9 protein-coding genes are annotated in these 16,288 nt (G+C 67.3%); 5 read left to right on the forward strand and 4 right to left on the reverse strand.

The genetic code is table 11. The annotated features are described in order from the left end of the window. Positions 1 to 15: 15 nt before the first annotated feature. From METFAM1_RS0108305 to METFAM1_RS0108315, 3 genes are all read left to right on the forward strand, one after another. The gene (locus METFAM1_RS0108305) at positions 16 to 933 is read left to right on the forward strand and encodes a FecR domain-containing protein (protein ID WP_019919145.1); all 918 of its coding nucleotides are present in this window, start codon (positions 16 to 18) and stop codon (positions 931 to 933) included. A gap of 79 nt (positions 934 to 1,012) precedes the next feature. Continuing rightward, on the forward strand, positions 1,013 to 4,540 hold the full coding sequence (locus METFAM1_RS0108310; protein WP_027491036.1) for a TonB-dependent receptor: 3,528 nt from the start codon (positions 1,013 to 1,015) through the stop codon (positions 4,538 to 4,540). Positions 4,541 to 4,603: 63 nt separating this feature from the next. Next, entirely contained in the window at positions 4,604 to 5,449 is an 846-nt protein-coding gene (locus METFAM1_RS0108315) for a mechanosensitive ion channel domain-containing protein (protein WP_019919147.1), read from the forward strand. Here METFAM1_RS0108315 and METFAM1_RS0108320 read toward each other — a convergent pair. Continuing rightward, positions 5,386 to 6,381 (reverse strand): tRNA dihydrouridine synthase, encoded by a 996-nt coding sequence (locus METFAM1_RS0108320; protein ID WP_019919148.1) that lies wholly within the window; start codon positions 6,379 to 6,381, stop codon positions 5,386 to 5,388. The two genes, METFAM1_RS0108315 and METFAM1_RS0108320, sit on opposite strands and share 64 nt — an antisense overlap. Before the next feature lie 179 nt (positions 6,382 to 6,560). Beyond that, positions 6,561 to 9,149, reverse strand: coding sequence for an ATP-dependent chaperone ClpB (clpB, locus tag METFAM1_RS0108325; RefSeq protein ID WP_019919149.1), 2,589 nt, complete (start codon positions 9,147 to 9,149; stop codon positions 6,561 to 6,563). A 176-nt stretch (positions 9,150 to 9,325) separates the two neighbouring features. Here clpB and METFAM1_RS0108330 point away from each other — a divergent pair, with 176 nt between their 5' ends. Both METFAM1_RS0108330 and METFAM1_RS0108335 read left to right on the forward strand, forming a co-directional pair. Beyond that, positions 9,326 to 10,915, forward strand: a complete 1,590-nt coding sequence (locus tag METFAM1_RS0108330) for an acyl CoA:acetate/3-ketoacid CoA transferase (RefSeq protein ID WP_232419692.1) — start codon at positions 9,326 to 9,328, stop codon at positions 10,913 to 10,915. Then, on the forward strand, positions 10,902 to 11,606 hold the full coding sequence (locus METFAM1_RS0108335; protein ID WP_019919151.1) for a phasin family protein: 705 nt from the start codon (positions 10,902 to 10,904) through the stop codon (positions 11,604 to 11,606). The genes METFAM1_RS0108330 and METFAM1_RS0108335 overlap by 14 nt, the downstream gene beginning before the upstream one ends. Before the next feature lie 22 nt (positions 11,607 to 11,628). Here the strand turns inward: METFAM1_RS0108335 and METFAM1_RS0108340 are convergent, their stop codons facing one another. Then, positions 11,629 to 14,520 (reverse strand): EAL domain-containing protein, encoded by a 2,892-nt coding sequence (locus METFAM1_RS0108340; protein ID WP_019919152.1) that lies wholly within the window; start codon positions 14,518 to 14,520, stop codon positions 11,629 to 11,631. Positions 14,521 to 14,578: 58 nt separating this feature from the next. Beyond that, a complete protein-coding gene (locus METFAM1_RS0108345) occupies positions 14,579 to 16,207 on the reverse strand; it encodes a FecR family protein (RefSeq protein ID WP_232419694.1) in 1,629 nt (542 codons plus the stop codon). Positions 16,208 to 16,288: the final 81 nt, after the last annotated feature.

Consider the following 16,288-nt stretch of genomic DNA (forward strand, 5'->3'; position numbering starts at 1 on the left):
CGGCCGGATGGCGCGGTGCTGCGCGAAGCCGCCGAGTGGCTGCTGCGCATGCAGGAAGGTCCGCTGAGCCCCGAAGAACAGCAGGCCCTGGACAGTTGGCGTGCGCGCAGCGCCCTGCACGCGGCGGCTTGGCAGCGTGCCGAAAAACTCCAGCGCGCATTGAGCGGCATCCCACCGAAGCTCGGCATGCATGTGCTCGGTGACGACCGCCGCATGGTGCTGAAAGCGCTCTCGGTCGCTCTCGCATCCGGGTCGGTGGCCACGCTGTCCTGGCAGTTCCTGCCGTGGGAAGGGTGGCTGGCAGACCACCGCACCGCCGTCGGAGAACGCCGCACAGTCGCACTGGCGGACGGCAGCACCCTGCATCTGAACACCGACAGCGCGGTCGACGTCCGTTTCGACACACGGGAAAGACGCCTCCTGCTGCAGAGAGGAGAGATCCATGTCGAAACCGCCCCGGACAGCAGCCACCGCCCCCTCGTCGTCGACGTCGAACATGGGCGGATGCGCGCATTGGGCACGCGTTTTACGGTGCGACGGGACGCGCAGACCACCTATCTCGGCGTCAGCGAGGGTGCGGTCGAGGTCCGGCCGGCGGATGCGCCGGGCCACGCACTGATCATCGAGAGCGGCAGCGAGACCTTCTTCGGGCACGACAGGGCGTCGCCACCGCGACCGCTGGACGACAACGCCCTCGCCTGGCTGGAGGGCACTCTGTACGCCGACCACATGCCGCTGCGGCAATTCATCGACCTCCTGTCGCGTTACCGCAGCGGGGTGCTGCGCTGCGATCCGGCCGTCGCCGACATGGCGATTTCCGGCGCCTTCCAGCTCGACGACCCCGACCGCATCCTCGACAGCCTGCAGCGCACGCGTCCGCTGCGCATCGTCTGGCGCACCCGCTATTGGGGTCTCATCCAAGCGGCAGGCTGAGAGATTTCGTCCGGGCTGTCACCTTTTGCTGTGCTCGATTGACCTGTCCTGCAGGAGAGCGTCATCGAGGAGAGGCAGCATGACCCGGAACAGAAGGACGCGGACGGCCGTCGCACTCGGCCTGATGGTGAGCGCGCTAAATTCCGCACCCGACGCGCGCGCCCAGACCGCCGCCAATACGCAGATCCGCGGCTACGACCTGCCGGCCGGCCCGCTCGGGCGCGCGCTGTCGCGCTTCGCCGGTCAGAGCGGCATCACGCTGTCGTTCGACCCCAAGCTCACGGAGGGGCTGGACAGCCGGCCGCTCAAAGGGCAGCACAGTCTGACGGAAGGCTTCCGCATCCTGCTCGAGGGCAGCGGCCTGGAAGTCGTCAGTGACGGCCGCGGCGGCTACTTCCTCGACCGGGCGGCACCGAGGCCGGCGAAGAGCGACGCGCTGCCGGCACTGGGCAGCGATTCGGCACCCGTGCTGCTCGAAGAGATCAAGGTGCGCGCCAAGCGCTTTCACGAGATCGGCCCGCTGCCCGGGCTGGGCCTGACGCGGGAGGAGATTCCGGGGAATGTGCAGAGCATCACCGCCGAGGAGATCCGTCAGGCCCATTCGCTCAGCATGAGCGACCTGCTCAACCGCAAGCTGCAGTCAGTCACCGTTAACGACTATCAGGGCAATCCGTTCCAGATGGACGTGCAGTACCGCGGCTTCACCGCCGGTCCGCAGATCGGCACGCCGCAGGGACTGTCCGTGTTCTTCGACGGCATACGCGTGAACGAGCCGTTCGGCGACGTCGTGAACTGGGACATGATTCCGATGAATGCGCTCGCAGGTGTCGATGTCTTTCCGGGCTCCAATCCGATCTTCGGACTGAACACCCTGGGCGGCGCCTTCACCGTGAAAACCAAGGACGGCTTCAATCACGCGGGCTTCGACGCCGAGCTGTTGTCCGGCTCCTACGGCCGCAACCAGCTCCAGGTCGAAGGCGGCTGGAACAATGGCAGCGTCGCGCTGTTCGGCGCGGGCAACTTCTTCGTCGAGGATGGCTGGCGCACCGATTCGCCGAGCAAGGTAAACCAGGCTTTCGGCAAGGCGAGCTGGCGGGGCGAGCGGCTGGACCTGAACCTGAGCACCCTGCTCGTACGCACCGAACTGGTGGGCAACGGTCTGCTGCCCACCGAGATGTATGCGCAGGACCGCAGCAGTATCTACAGCTCGCCAGACACTACGACCAACACGCTGACCCAGTTCCAGCTGTCCGGCGCCTTCCAGGTCAGCGACAGCTTTTCCGTCACCGGGCAGGCCTATCGCCGCAACAGCCGCCGTCATCAGATCGGCGCCGACGTATTCACCGACTACGACGAACTGCGCGCTGCGAAACGCCTGCCTGCCGCCGGTGAAGGCCACACCTGCCTGATGCGGAGCACGAACCAGCACGGTGTTCCGGACTACATCGTCATACCGATCAACCGTACGGCGGGCGAGAACATCTACACCTCCGACATCTTCAATGAGTGGTTGAACAACAATGGCGTGGTCGATCTTGATGGAAAGTACGCGGCACAGAAGAACCTGCCGCTGCCCGAGTTCTTCGTGACGGCGCTGAAGGAATACATGGACTCCAGCAAGAACGCGTTCGAGGTGTTTTTCTACAATCGCGGCTATGTACCGAAGACTGAACCCAGCGGCGGACTGATCGATTTCGATGGAGATGGTGCCCTGGAAAGTGCCTACGACGTGGGCGTCTACACGTTTTCGCCCAACGGCCCGCTTGGCGCGTCCAATGGCTTCCCGGGCCAGAACCTGCTTTTCCTCGGAGGTGAGGCTTTCTACAGCGAAGAAATCAACGGCGACATCTACCAGAATTTCGTGCTCTACCTTGCACCGGTCAACAACGACACCTGTCGCAGCGATCCGAACCAGGCCGTGGACTTCCCTGGCCCTTACAACGTCATCGATGAAAGCGATCCGAATCGCTGGCCGCGGCTGATCGACGGTTTTGCACTCGGCCAGCCGGGCTGGGTCGAAGGAACGCCCACGGCTGTCATCACCGACAACCGCATCGACCAGATCGTAAGTGGCGGTTCAATGCAGCTGAACTGGAGTCTCGATCACCACAAGGTGATGGTGGGCGCGTCGATTGACGCAGCGCGCGCCACCTATCTCAATACGCAACAACTGGGCTTCCTGACGGCAGACCGCCACGCCTTCCTGGCACCCGATCTGGCACACCCCCAGTTCGGCGACGCCGACGCTCCGATTTCAAACAACGATTTCGGCGGCACGAGCACCACAAAGAGCCTGTACTTCAGCGAAACCTGGAGCCCGGTCGATACCCTGCACATCACCGCGTCCGGTCGCTACAACCATACCGACGGCAAGAACGTCATCGCCACCCGCTACGGTTTCGGCGCCTTCCAGATCGGCGACGTGCGTTCGAATCCGGACGAATTCGACACCTGCACCTCGGACGAGGACTGCAGCACGCCGCGCAACTACGTCCCGGTGCGCATCAAGCATCCGAAACAGCTGCAGCCGGCCGAGACTGAAAAGTTCACCTACCGGTCGTTCAACCCGTCCATCGGCATGAGCTGGCAGGCACGCGAAACGCTGAACGTCTATGGCAACGTGTCGCGCGGCGCTCGCACGCCCAGCGTGATCGAACTGGGCTGCGCCTTCGACAAGACGCCGGTGTTCGTCGGCAGCGACCCGAACAATCCGGCGCACTACTGGCCGAAAAGCATCTTCGAGAACCGCTCCTGCTCATTGCCCACCACGCTGTCCGGTGACCCGTTCCTCCCGCAGATCCGGTCAACGTCCTACGAGGTCGGCCTGCGCGGCGCAGCGGGTGAGAACGCGCAATGGAACGTTGCGCTCTATCAGACGGACCTCAAGGACGACATCTACTTCGTCGCCCGCGGCAATGGTCAGGGCTTCTTCGACACCATAGGTAACACCCGGCGGCGCGGCGTCGAAACGGGTCTTTCCGGGCGCAAGGAACGCTTCGGATTCAGTATCAACTACTCGATGACTGACGCGACCTTCGAAGACGACTTCCTGATGATGAACCAAGATAACAGCAGCGCCTTCAACCTAAATGGCATTGGCCAGGTGATCCGCGTGCGTCCGGGCAGCCGCATGCCCGGCGTCGCGCTGCACAATCTCAACGCGAGCGTGAGCTACGATCTGACCGACGACTGGACCATAGGCTTCAGCGTCGTCGCACACTCAGACAGTTACGTCCGTGGCAACGAGAACAACGAGCACCGGCAGGGGGTTGCCCGGACGGTGCTCTATACGACCTCGACCGGTACCGTCAGTGCGACACGGCAACCGACGCGCAACCCGGGCTCTGTCCCCGGCTATGCCGTGTTCAACTTCATGACCAGCTACAAGCTGGGCAAAGGGCTGACCGCCGGCCTGCTGATCAACAACCTGTTCGATACCGAGTACTTCACCGCCGGCCGCCTTGGCCGCAATCCCTTCTCGCCCTCCATCCTCGGAGCCATCGGTCCCGATGGCTACAACCACAACTCGGGCGACTGGCTCAGCACAAACTTCATCGCGCCGGGCGCGCCGCGCGGCGTCTGGTTCACGCTGCGTTACTCGATGTGAGCGGCACGCTGCGGCTCTGCTGCCGCAGCGATAATGGCGGGTCTGCCTGTCCGGATTCCGCTGATGTACGACCCCTCGCTGCTCACCAAACTGCTGGTATCGCTGGTCATTGTCGCGCTGGCCGTGCTTATCACCCGCACCGCCCGCCGTGTCGCCGCGGCGCGCTTCGAAGACCCGTCGCAGCGCAAACAAGCGTGGATCACGATCCGCAATATCGCGCTGCTGGTCTGCCTGGCGCTGCTCGGCCTGACCTGGACACTGGGCGGCGACCAGTCCTCGCTGCCGCTGGCCGCTGTAGCGGGTGCTTCGCTCATCGTATCCAAGGACATCCTGATCTCGGCGATGGGCGGTACGGTGCTTTTCCTGACGCGCACCTACCAGGTCGGCGATTTCGTCGAAGTCGGCAGCGTGCGCGGCCGGGTCGCCGACATCCGCTTTCTCAGCACCTTGCTCGACGCCAGCGGCGACGCCGACTTGATCAACGGCAGCCGCGTGCTGCTGCAGCACAGTGCCGTCATCACCAGCACGCTGCGGGTCACCCCGCACGAACACTTCATGCTGACGACGCTGCGCGTATTCGTCGGCGACCCGGTCGCCTGTCTGGACAGGCGCGCGCTGCTCGAAGCGGCGGCGCTGGAAGTGTGCGCACCGTGGATCGATGAAGCCGAACGCGGCCTGCTCGACCTCGAGGCGGCGCACTGGAGCCGCCTGCCCTCGGCGCGCCCGCGCGTGTTCATCGATCTGGCGAGCGACAAGGGCGCGCAGCTGGTGGCGGCCTTTCCGTGCCGGGTCGAAGAGCGGCTGCGTATCGAACAGCGGGTGCTGTCGGAGTACCTGACGCGGGTTCAGGCCGCCGCGGCGGCCCAGCCATCGGAGGCGCTCACGCCGGCCGACGACGTGCCGGCCTGAAGCGGCAGCGCCGCCAGCAGTTCGCCGATGCGCACGTTGTCGCGTACCGGGCGCATCGCCTGGTACAGCAGTTCGGCCTGCGGGTAGACGCGGCGCAGCAGGTTCAGCCACTGCTTGAGCCGCCCCGCCGCGTGACGCGCCTCGACATGGCCGAGCACGCGCTGCCAGTAGTCACCGAGCAGCGGTGCGATGCGCGGCCAGTCCAGCGCCGGGTCGATGGCTTCGTCGCCGCGCAGCCGGGCACGGATGCGCTCGACCAGCAGCGGATCGGCCACCGCGCCGCGACCCATCATCACGTCGGCCAGCCCGCTTTCGCTGCGGCAGCGCAGGTAGTCATCCACCGACCAGATTTCGCCGTTGGCGACCACCGGCACGCGCACCGCCTCGGCGATGCGGGCGATCCACGGCCAGTGCGCCGGCGGTTTGTAGCCGTCGACCTTGGTGCGCGCATGCACGACGATCATTTCCGCGCCGCCCTCGGCCAGCGCCTGCGCCGCCTCGATGGCGCGCGAGGTGTCGCGCACGCCCAGGCGCATCTTCGCGGTGAAAGGCACGCGCCCGGCCACGGCTCGACCAACCGCGCTGACAATGTCGTACAGCAGTTCGGGCTCGTCCAGCAGCACCGCGCCGCCGCGATGGCGGTTCACGGTGGGCGCCGGACAGCCGAAGTTGAGGTCGATGCCCGCCGGATTCAGCCGCGCCAACTGGTCAGCGTTGTCGGCCAGCCGCGCCGGATCCGAACCGAGCAACTGCACCCGCACCGGCACCCCGCTGGCGGTGCGCGAGCCGGTTTTCAGTTCGGGCGCCACCCGCTGGTAACTGCGTGGCGGCAGCACGCTGTCGGTGACGCGCACGAACTCGGTCACGCACCAGTCGTAGTGCGCCGCCCGCGTCACGACTGCGCGCAGCCGCGCGTCGAGCAGGCCTTCCATCGGCGCGAGCAGCAGGCGGGGAGATACAGCGGTGGTCACGGGTGAGGGCTTGCAGGAAGTAACAGCGGATTATCGCCGCATACGCTTCCCGCTGTCCCGGCCGCCTGCGCCGCGAATATCGCTTGGGTTCCATGGGAGCGGCCGCAGGCCCCTCCCATGGATACATCAAGCGCCCACGCTCAGCTCGGTTTGTGGAAGCTGAAGTGACCCGCCGCGTCGGCATCGACCACGATCACGTCCTTCGGCCCGAAGCTGCCGTCGAGGATCTTCTTCGACAGCGGGTTCTCGATGTGCTCCTGGATCGCGCGCTTCAGCGGCCGTGCGCCGAACACCGGGTCGAAGCCCGCCTTGCCGAGTTCGGCCAGCGCCGCGTCCGACACCTGCAGGCCCATGTCCAGCTTGGCCAGACGCTTTTCCAGATAGGCGAGCTGTATCTTCGCGATGCTCTGGATATTGCGTTCGTCCAACGCGTGGAACACCACCACCTCGTCGATCCGGTTGATGAATTCCGGCCGGAAGAAGGTCTTCACCTCGCTCATCACCGCCAGCTTCACCACGCCGTAATCGGAGCCGGCCATCTGCTGGATCATCTGGCTGCCGAGGTTGGAGGTCATCACGATGACCGTGTTCTTGAAATCCACCGTGCGGCCCTGGCCGTCGGTCATGCGACCGTCGTCCAGCACCTGCAGCAGCACGTTGAACACGTCCGGGTGCGCCTTCTCGACCTCGTCGAACAGGATGACGCTGTAGGGCTTGCGCCGCACCGCCTCGGTCAGATAGCCGCCTTCGTCGTAACCGACATAGCCCGGGGGGGCGCCGATCAGGCGGCTCACCGAGTGCTTCTCCATGAATTCACTCATGTCGATGCGGATCAGGTGCTCTTCCGAATCGAACAGGAATTCGGCCAGCGTCTTGCACAGTTCGGTCTTGCCGACACCGGTCGGGCCGAGGAAGAGGAAGCTGCCGTAGGGGCGGTTCTCGTCGCTGAGACCGGCGCGCGAGCGACGGATCGCGTCGGACACCAGACGCACCGCCTCGTCCTGACCGATCACGCGCTGGTGCAGACGGTCTTCCATCTTCAGCAGCTTGTCGCGCTCGCCCTGCATCATCTTGCTGACCGGAATGCCGGTCGCGCGCGACACCACCTCGGCGATTTCCTCGGCGCCGACTTCGGTGCGCAGCAACTTGTTCTGCGGCTTCACGTCGCCGCTGCCTTTCTCGGCCTGCTTGAGCTGGGCTTCGAGCTGCGGCAGCTTGCCGTACTGCAGCTCGGCCAGCTTGTCGAACTGGCCCTTCCTCTGCAGGTCGGCCATCTGCACGCGCACCTTCTCGATCTCTTCCTTGATGTGCGCGCTGCCGACAACCTGCGCCTTCTCGGCCTTCCAGATTTCTTCGAGGTCGGAGTATTCCTTCTGCAGCTTGGCGATCTCTTCCTCGATCAGGCCGAGCCGGCGGATCGACGCCTCGTCCTTCTCCTTCTTCACCGCCTCGCGCTCGATCTTCAACTGGATGAGCCGGCGGTCGAGCTTGTCCATCGACTCCGGCTTGGAGTCGATTTCCATCTTGATACGCGCGGCCGCCTCGTCGATCAGGTCGATCGCCTTGTCCGGCAGGAAGCGATCGGTGATGTAGCGGTGGCTCAACTCGGCCGCGGCGACGATGGCCGGGTCGGTGATGTCGACGCCGTGGTGCAGTTCGTACTTCTCCTGCAGGCCGCGCAGGATGGCGATGGTCGCCTCCACCGAAGGCTCGTCCACCAGCACCTTCTGGAAGCGGCGCTCCAGCGCGGCGTCCTTCTCGATGTACTTGCGGTATTCGTCCAGCGTGGTGGCGCCGATGCAGTGCAGTTCGCCGCGGGCGAGCGCCGGCTTCAGCATATTGCCGGCGTCGATCGCGCCCTCGGCCTTGCCGGCACCGACCATGGTGTGGATTTCGTCGATGAACAGGATGATGCGGCCTTCGTCCTTGGCCACCTCGTTCAGCACGCTCTTCAGCCGCTCCTCGAATTCGCCGCGGTACTTGGCACCGGCCAGCAGGCCGGCCATGTCGAGCACAAGCACGCGCTTGCCCTTCAGCGTTTCCGGCACCTCGTCATTGACGATGCGCTGCGCCAGCCCTTCGACGATGGCAGTCTTGCCGACGCCCGGTTCGCCGATCAGCACCGGGTTGTTCTTGGTGCGCCGCTGCAGGATCTGGATGGCGCGACGGATTTCGTCGTCGCGACCGATCACCGGATCGAGCTTGCCGGCGGCGGCGCGCTCGGTCAGGTCGATGCAGTACTTCTTCAGCGCCTCACGCGCGCCCTCGGCTTCGGCCGAACCGACCGACGAACCGCCGCGCACCTGTTCCACCGCCTTTTCCAGCGCGGCGCGCTCCAGCCCGGCCTGCTTCAGCAGCCGGCCCAGGTCGCCCTTGTCGGCGGTGGCGGCGAGCAGGAACATCTCGGAAGCGATGAACTGGTCGCCGCGCTTCTGCGCCTCGCGGTCGGCGACATTGAGCAGATTGGTCAGATCGCGACCGATCTGCACCTCGCCGCCGTGGCCCTCGACGGTGGCGATGCGCGACAGCGCGTCCTCGACTGCCTTCTTGAGCGGCGCGACATTGACGCCGGCGCGTTGCAGCAGCGACGCAGTGGCGCCGTCGTCCTGGTTGAGCAGCGCCAGCATCAGGTGGGCGGGCTCGATGTACTGATGGTCGCGGCCGACCGCCAGACTCTGGGCATCGGCCAGCGCCTGCTGGAACTTGGTGGTGAGCTTGTCGAAACGCATGAACGCCTCCGTGAACTTTGTCTGGACGCTATCTGGGGCGAACGATCCGCTTTTCAACCGGCAAACGCTTGATGCGGGTCAAATACGGCCTCGACGTCCGGTAAAGTGACGTCATCGCACGCCACAAGCTTCCGATGCCCGAGTCGTCCCACATGCCGCACACCCGCAGCAAGATCATGAGCGCAGCCGAAGCCGTGGCGCGCATCCCGGACGGCGCCACGCTGGCCACCACCGGCTTCGTCGGCATCGGCTTCGCCGAACACCTCGCCATCGCGGTCGAACAGCGCTTCATTGACAGCGGCGCGCCGCGCGACCTCACCCTGGTCTACGCCGCCGGCCAGGGCGATGGCAAGCATCGCGGTCTCAACCACTTCGGTCACGCCGGGCTGGTGAAGCGCGTGATCGGCGGCCATTGGGGCCTGGTGCCGCGGCTGCAGGCGCTGGCGGTGACGAATCAGATCGAGGCCTGGAACCTGCCGCAGGGCGTGATCTCGCAGTTGTTCCGCGACATCGCCGCGCACCGGCCGGGCCAGCTCACGCGAGTCGGGCTGGACACCTTCGTCGATCCGCTGCACGGCGGCGGCAAGATCAACGCGGCCACCACCACCGATCTGGTGCGGCGCATGCAGATCGACGGCGACGATTTCCTCTTCTACAAGGCCTTCCCGATCCACGTCGCCCTCGTGCGCGGCACCACCGCCGACCCGGATGGCAACGTGACGATGGAACGCGAGGCGCTGACGCAGGAGGCGCTGGCGGTGGCGATGGCGGCGCACAACAGCGGCGGTCTGGTCATCGTGCAGGTCGAGCGCACCGTCGGACGCGGCGAACTGAACCCGCGCCAGGTCAAGGTGCCGGGCGTGCTGGTCGATTGCGTCGTCGTGTCGCCGCCGGACCACCACCACCAGACCTTCGCCACCGCCTACAACCCGGCCTATTCCGGCGAGGCGCGGCTGGCGGCCGACGCGCTGCCGGCGATGGCGCTGGACATCCGCAAGGTGATCGCCCGCCGCGCCGCCTTCGAGCTGCAGCCGGGCAATGTGGTCAATCTGGGCATCGGCATGCCGGAAGGCGTCGCTTCGGTGGTGGCCGAAGAGGGCCTGATCGACGCCGTCACGCTGACCGCCGAGCCCGGCGTGATCGGCGGCATACCGGCCGGCGGCCTCGACTTCGGCGCCGCGGTGAACACCCAGGCGGTGATCGACCAGCCCTACCAGTTCGATTTCTACGATGGCGGCGGGTTGGATGTCGCCTTCCTCGGCATGGCGCAGACCGACGCCGAAGGCAATGTGAACGTATCGCGCTTCGGTCACCGGCTGGCCGGCGCCGGCGGCTTCATCAACATTTCACAGAACGCGCGCCGGCTGGTATTCGTCGGCAGCTTCACCGCCGGCGCTGCCGACATCGCGGTGCGCGACGGCGCGCTCGTCATCGCCGCCGAGGGCAACAGCCGCAAGTTCGTGCAGGCGGTGGAGCACCGTACCTTCAGCGGCCGCGAAGCGCGCCGGCGCGGGCAGCAGGTGCTCTACGTGACCGAGCGCGCCGTGTTCCGGCTGGCCGACGAGGGCATCGAACTGATCGAGGTCGCGCCCGGCGTCGACCCGGCGCGCGACGTGCTCGCCCACATGGACTTCACGCCCCGCCTGTCACCGGCGCTGCGCACCATGCATCCCGCCATTTTTGCCGACCGTGTCATGGCACTGTCCGATCTCTGGCGGCACAATCCTGTTTCCCCCACCGAGGAGTCTCGCGATGAACAAAACTGAACAGATGTCGGAACTGCAGAAGAAGAACATCGAGGCGGCCATGCGTCTGGCGCAGCTGTCGATGGACAATTCGCAGCGCATCATGCAGTTGCAGGTGGATACCGCCCGCGCTCTGTTCGAGGAAAGCGTCAACAACGCGCGCGCCGTGACGGAAACGCGCGAGCCGGCTGCACAGGTCGAACTGCGCGCCAAGCTGGCGCGCAACACCACCGAGAAGATGCTCGGCTGCGCGCGGCAGATCGCTGAAATCACCGCCGAAACCCAGGCTGAATTCGGCCGCCTGGTCGGGGAACAGTTGAACAGCGGCGGCTCCGACCTGATGGACAGCCTGCGCAAGATGCTGGCGGGCATGCCGATCAGCAGCCAGCAGTCGATGGGCACCATGCAGGACGCGATGGACAAGGCACGTCAGGCCTTCGAACAGATCAGCACGGTCGCGCGCACCGCCTTCCAGCAGTTCGGCACCGCTGCCAGCCAGGCCGCCAAGGCACCCGCTGCCGCCGCAGCGGCAGCTGCTGCGGCTCCGGCCGCCAAACCGGCAAGCGCCCCGAAGGCAGCAGCACCGAAGACCGCTGCGAAGACGGCTGCACCGAAGGCGGCGGCTAAACCCGCAGCAAAACCGGCCGCCAAGCCCGCCGCAAAAAGCGCTGCCAAACCAGCGGCCTCGCGCAGCAAGAAGCCGTCCGCCTGAACGGCGCTCGCTGATCCGCGCCTCAGGAGCGGATCAGCCGCAGCGTGCGCCCCTGCCCCTCGGGGGCGCCGAGCAAGCCCTCGCTGACCACCAGGTCGGCGGGTACCGGCTGCGAGAACAGATAGCCCTGCACCAGATCGCACTGCTGGGCGGCCAGCATGTTCAGCTGTTCGACGTTCTCGACGCCTTCGGCCACGACGCGCATGCCCAAGCCGTGCGCCAGCGCGATGGTCGCGCGCACGATGGCCGCGTCGTCGGCATCGCCCACCAGATCGCGCACGAAGGAACGGTCCACCTTCAGTTCGTCGATCGGGAAGCGCTTCAGATAGGACAGCGACGAATAGCCGGTGCCGAAGTCGTCCACCGACAGGTGCACGCCCAGTGCGCGGATGTCTGCCAGCAAGGTGGCGACGTGGTCGACGTCGCCCATCGCGGTGCTTTCGGTCAGTTCCAGCCGCAGCAGCGACGGTGCGATGCGCGACTGGCGCAACGCATTCTCGACCCGCCGGACCAGCGAGCGCCCGAGGCACTGGCGCGCCGACACATTGACCGCCACCGGCACCACCGCCAGCCCCTGCTTCGACCAGTCGGCGATCTGCTGCGTCACCTGCAGCAGCACCCACTCGCCTATGCCCTCGATCAGGCCAGACTCCTCGGCCACCGCGATGAAGTCACCGGGCGACAGCAGCTGTCCATCGCGGCGACGGAAGCGCAGCAGCGCCTCGAAGGCGGCCAGCCTGCCGCTCGCCAGCTCGTACTGCGGCTGGTAATGCACTTCGAAGCGCCCCTCGTCGAGGCCATGGCGCAGGTCTGATTCCAGTTCGATCCAGTCGCGCGTGCCGGCGCTCATGTCGTGCGCGTAGAAGTGGATGGCCGCACCGGACTGCGACTTGCTGCGGTACATCGCGGTATCGGCCATCGCGAACAGCACGTCGGCGTCGTCGCTGTCTTCGTGCGCGATGGCGATGCCGATGCTGCACGAGAAGCGGAAGTCGACGTCGTCCAGCGTGATGGTCTGACCGACCGCCTGCATCACCTTGGCGGCCACCCGCGCCACCGCGTCGCGGTCGGCCAGCCCCTGCAGGATGATCATGAATTCGTCGCCGCCCCAGCGCGCCACCGTGTCGCCGACGCGGCAGACGGTGCGCAGGCGGCTGGCCAGCGTGGTGAGCACCTTGTCGCCCTGCTGGTGGCCAAGGCTGTCGTTGATGCGCTTGAAACGGTCGAGATCGACGAACAGCACCGCCACCATGCCGGCGTCGCGCTGCGCCAGCGCCTGCCGCAGGCGGTCGCGCAGCAGCACGCGGTTGGGCAGGCCGGTCAACGCGTCGTGCGTCGCCTGATGTGCCAGCTTGTCGGCCGCTGCCACGGTATCGCTGACGTCGTTCAGCACCAGCACCACGCCATCGACCCGCCCCGTCATGCCGAACAGCGGGCTGGCGCCCGGGCGCAGCGCCCGCGCCGGGCCGAAGCGCCCGGCCGGCATCAACACGTGGCCGGGCATCACCTGCGCCCGCGCCTCGTCGCGACAACGGCGCAAAAGATCCTGCAGCAGGTCGCGCAGCGCGCCCTCGATGGCGGGCAGCCCCTCTATGCCCCGATCGCGCACCTCGGCCAGCCGACAGGCGCACAGCTCCTCCGCCTTGCGATTCAGGTAGCGCAGCCGCAGCGCACCGTCGAACTGCAGCACGGCGTCGGAAATCGCATACAGCGTCGCGTGTGCCCGCGCGTTGGCCTGCTTCAGGCGCTGCGCCAGATCGACGGTGCGGATAGACACCCATACCAGCGCGCCGGCAGTCAGGCCTATCATCACCGCGGCCGGCGCCAGCCATATCCGCGCGACCGCGAGCAGCACGACGCTGATGAGCAGCGGCACGGTCAGCGCGCCAGCCACCAGCACCATGTCGCGCAACCGTGCATGCGGGCGGCGCAGCCACAGCATGGCGAGTACGCACAACGCCGCGGGCAGGCTCCATACCGATGCGAGCTGGGTCGAGTAGCGGTCGTTGCGCAGCGCCGAGTAGGCGCGCGCATGAAAGTCGACGGCCGGCATCGGCGCCGCCAGTGCCGATGCCGGCGTGGCCAGCGCACTGCCCGAACCGGTATAGGTGACGCCAACCAGCACGCTGCGCCCGCGCAGCAGATTGGGCGATACCGCGCCGGCCAGCACGTCGGTGGCCGACAGGTGGGCAACCGGCCAGGCGCCACCGGGCAGCACGATGACCTCGTGATCGCGCACCCACGACCCCGCCGCCGGTTCCGCCGCGCCACGCCGACCACCGATGCCGGACAGCGGCCGCGACTTGCGCGATACGTCGATCAGCGCCCAGGCCAGCGCCGGCCATTGCGGACTGCCCGCCCCCGCTTCGAGGTAAAGCCGGCGCGACAGCGCGTCGGCGTCGACCTCGACATCGACGTGCGCCAGCCGTGCCGCCGCATCGGCCAGCGCCGGCCAGGGCTGCAGCGTGCCGACACCGCCACCGGCCGACGCCACCGGCGCCACCGGCAGCACGACGTTACCGGCACGCTGCACCGCGTCGATCAGCGCCGCATCGCCCCGATCGTCGGCAGACGGCTCGGCGAACATGACCGCGTAGCCGATGCCGGACACGCCGGCGCTCGACAGCCGGTCCACCAGTTCGGCATGGCGTTCGCGCGGCCACGGCCAGGGTCCGCGCGCCGCCAGGCTGGCGTCGTCGATCGCAATCACGATGGGCGCCTGGGTGTCGACGCTGCCGCCGCTCGGCGGCCCTGCCAGCAACTCGACGCTCAGCAAGTCATGCAGCAGCAGGTCGAGCCGGGCTACCGACAGCGGCGTCTTCGCGTACAGCGCAGCGATCACCAGCAGCGAGAGCAGCCAGGGCAGGCGGTAGCGGTCGCCCAGTGCCGAGAGCAGCCGACGTACCGTGCTCATGCGAAAACGCCTTCGGGTTCGGGGCGGGGTACGCGGAGCACGGTCATGATCGGTGGGCTCAGATCAGCAGCAGCAGCGGCAACAGCCACCAGACGCGGAAGGCCGGCTCAGGCTCCGGCACCGTGATCGCCTGTGTCGGCGCCCAGTCGCCCTCGAAGCCGTCGGCCGCGAGGCTGCGCACGCGCAAGTACCAGGTGCCGGGCTGCGCGTCACGCAAGAGCCAGGACGGGCTGTCAGTCTGCGCATCGACGGCGGGCGCGGCGAAGTCCTCGCTGCGGGCGATCTGGATCTGGTAACGCATGCCTTCGCCAGCGTCGCGCCAGCGCAGGGCCAACCCGTCCGGCCCGGCCTGCGGCGGCTCCATCGCCGGGCCGGGCGGCGGCCGGCGGAAGGTCTGCGCGTCGCTGAACGGACCGACACCCTCGTCCGGGTTCCGGCTGGCGATGCGCCAGTGATAGATGCCCGGCGGCAGCGCATCGTCCGGGCGATAGAGCGGTTCGCTCAGATCGCTGCGATCAATGCGCGGCGCGTCGAAACGCGGATTGTCGGCGATCTGCAGGCGCCAGCTTTCGTCGGGGCGGGCGCGACTCCAGCGCAACTGCGGCCTTTCGTCGCTGACCCGTGCCTCGGGTACCGGTTCGACCAGCACCGGTGGCTCGGGCCGTGCATCCACTTTGAGCGTCCACTCGCCATCGCGCCCCTCGAAGCCGTCGGCGTCGATGCCGCGCACGCGCACATGGTAGTCACCGTCTGGAAGATCCGCCGCGACGACAGCCGGACGATCGCCGGTGCGGTCGGACACGACGGTGTCGAAACGGCCGTCGGCCGTCACCTGCACACGGTAGGCACGGGCGGCGTCGACTGGCGGGAACGGCAGATTGATCGGCAGGCGGTCGGCGAACAGCGGCTGCCCAACGGGCGCCGGCAGCAGCGCGCGCGGCGGCGTCACCGCCCGGCCGGCCTGCGCCGACGCACCCTGCCCGGCGTCGAGCGCCTGGCTGCCGGCCTCGTTACCGAAAGCGACCCGGCCTTCGAGCACTTCGCTGCGCGCACTGACGGCGTCGGCATGGACGCGGAACTGCGTGCCGCGCACCGCGGCCACCGCCGCCGGCGTCTGGATTTCGAAGCGACCGGCCGGCCCGCTGCGCGGCGCCACCAGACTGTCGACCGAACCGCGCAGCAGTTCCAGCCGGACCCAGGACCCCGCGCCAGCGGCGAAATCGGCCGACCGCTGCACGCCCAGTTCGCTGCGCGGACGCAGCTGGACGCGGCTGCCGTCGGCGAAGGCCAGCGCCACGCTGCCCGCCTCGCCGGTCACCAGCCGCGAACCCGGCTCCAGTTTGTCGCCGGCCTGAGCCGGGCGGGTGCGGCCGTCGGCAACGGCGATGGTCACGTCGCCGCGCACCGCATCGATGCGCACTTCGCGCGTCTGCAGGCGCAGCCACTGTTCGGGAATCAGCAGCCGGCTGCCCGGCACCATCCGGCGCGGCTCGCTGATCCGGTTGTATTGCTGGATGCGCGGCCAGTAGGAAATATCCTTCAGGTAGCGCTGGGTCAGATTCCAGGGGTTGTCGCCCGGGCGCACCTCGTAGGCGAAATCGGCGGCAAGCGCCGGCGCGCCGCAAAGCAGTACGCCACCCGAAACGAGTGCAAGACGCAAGGAAAAGGCGAGAGGGTGAGACAGCAACGCATTCTCCCGAAAGGCAATTTCCGGATTCTATGCGCACACGCTATGCATTTCACTTTCATCTGCGACGTCGCGTGAACC

The organism is Methyloversatilis discipulorum (assembly GCF_000527135.1).
GTDB lineage: Bacteria > Pseudomonadota > Gammaproteobacteria > Burkholderiales > Rhodocyclaceae > Methyloversatilis > Methyloversatilis discipulorum.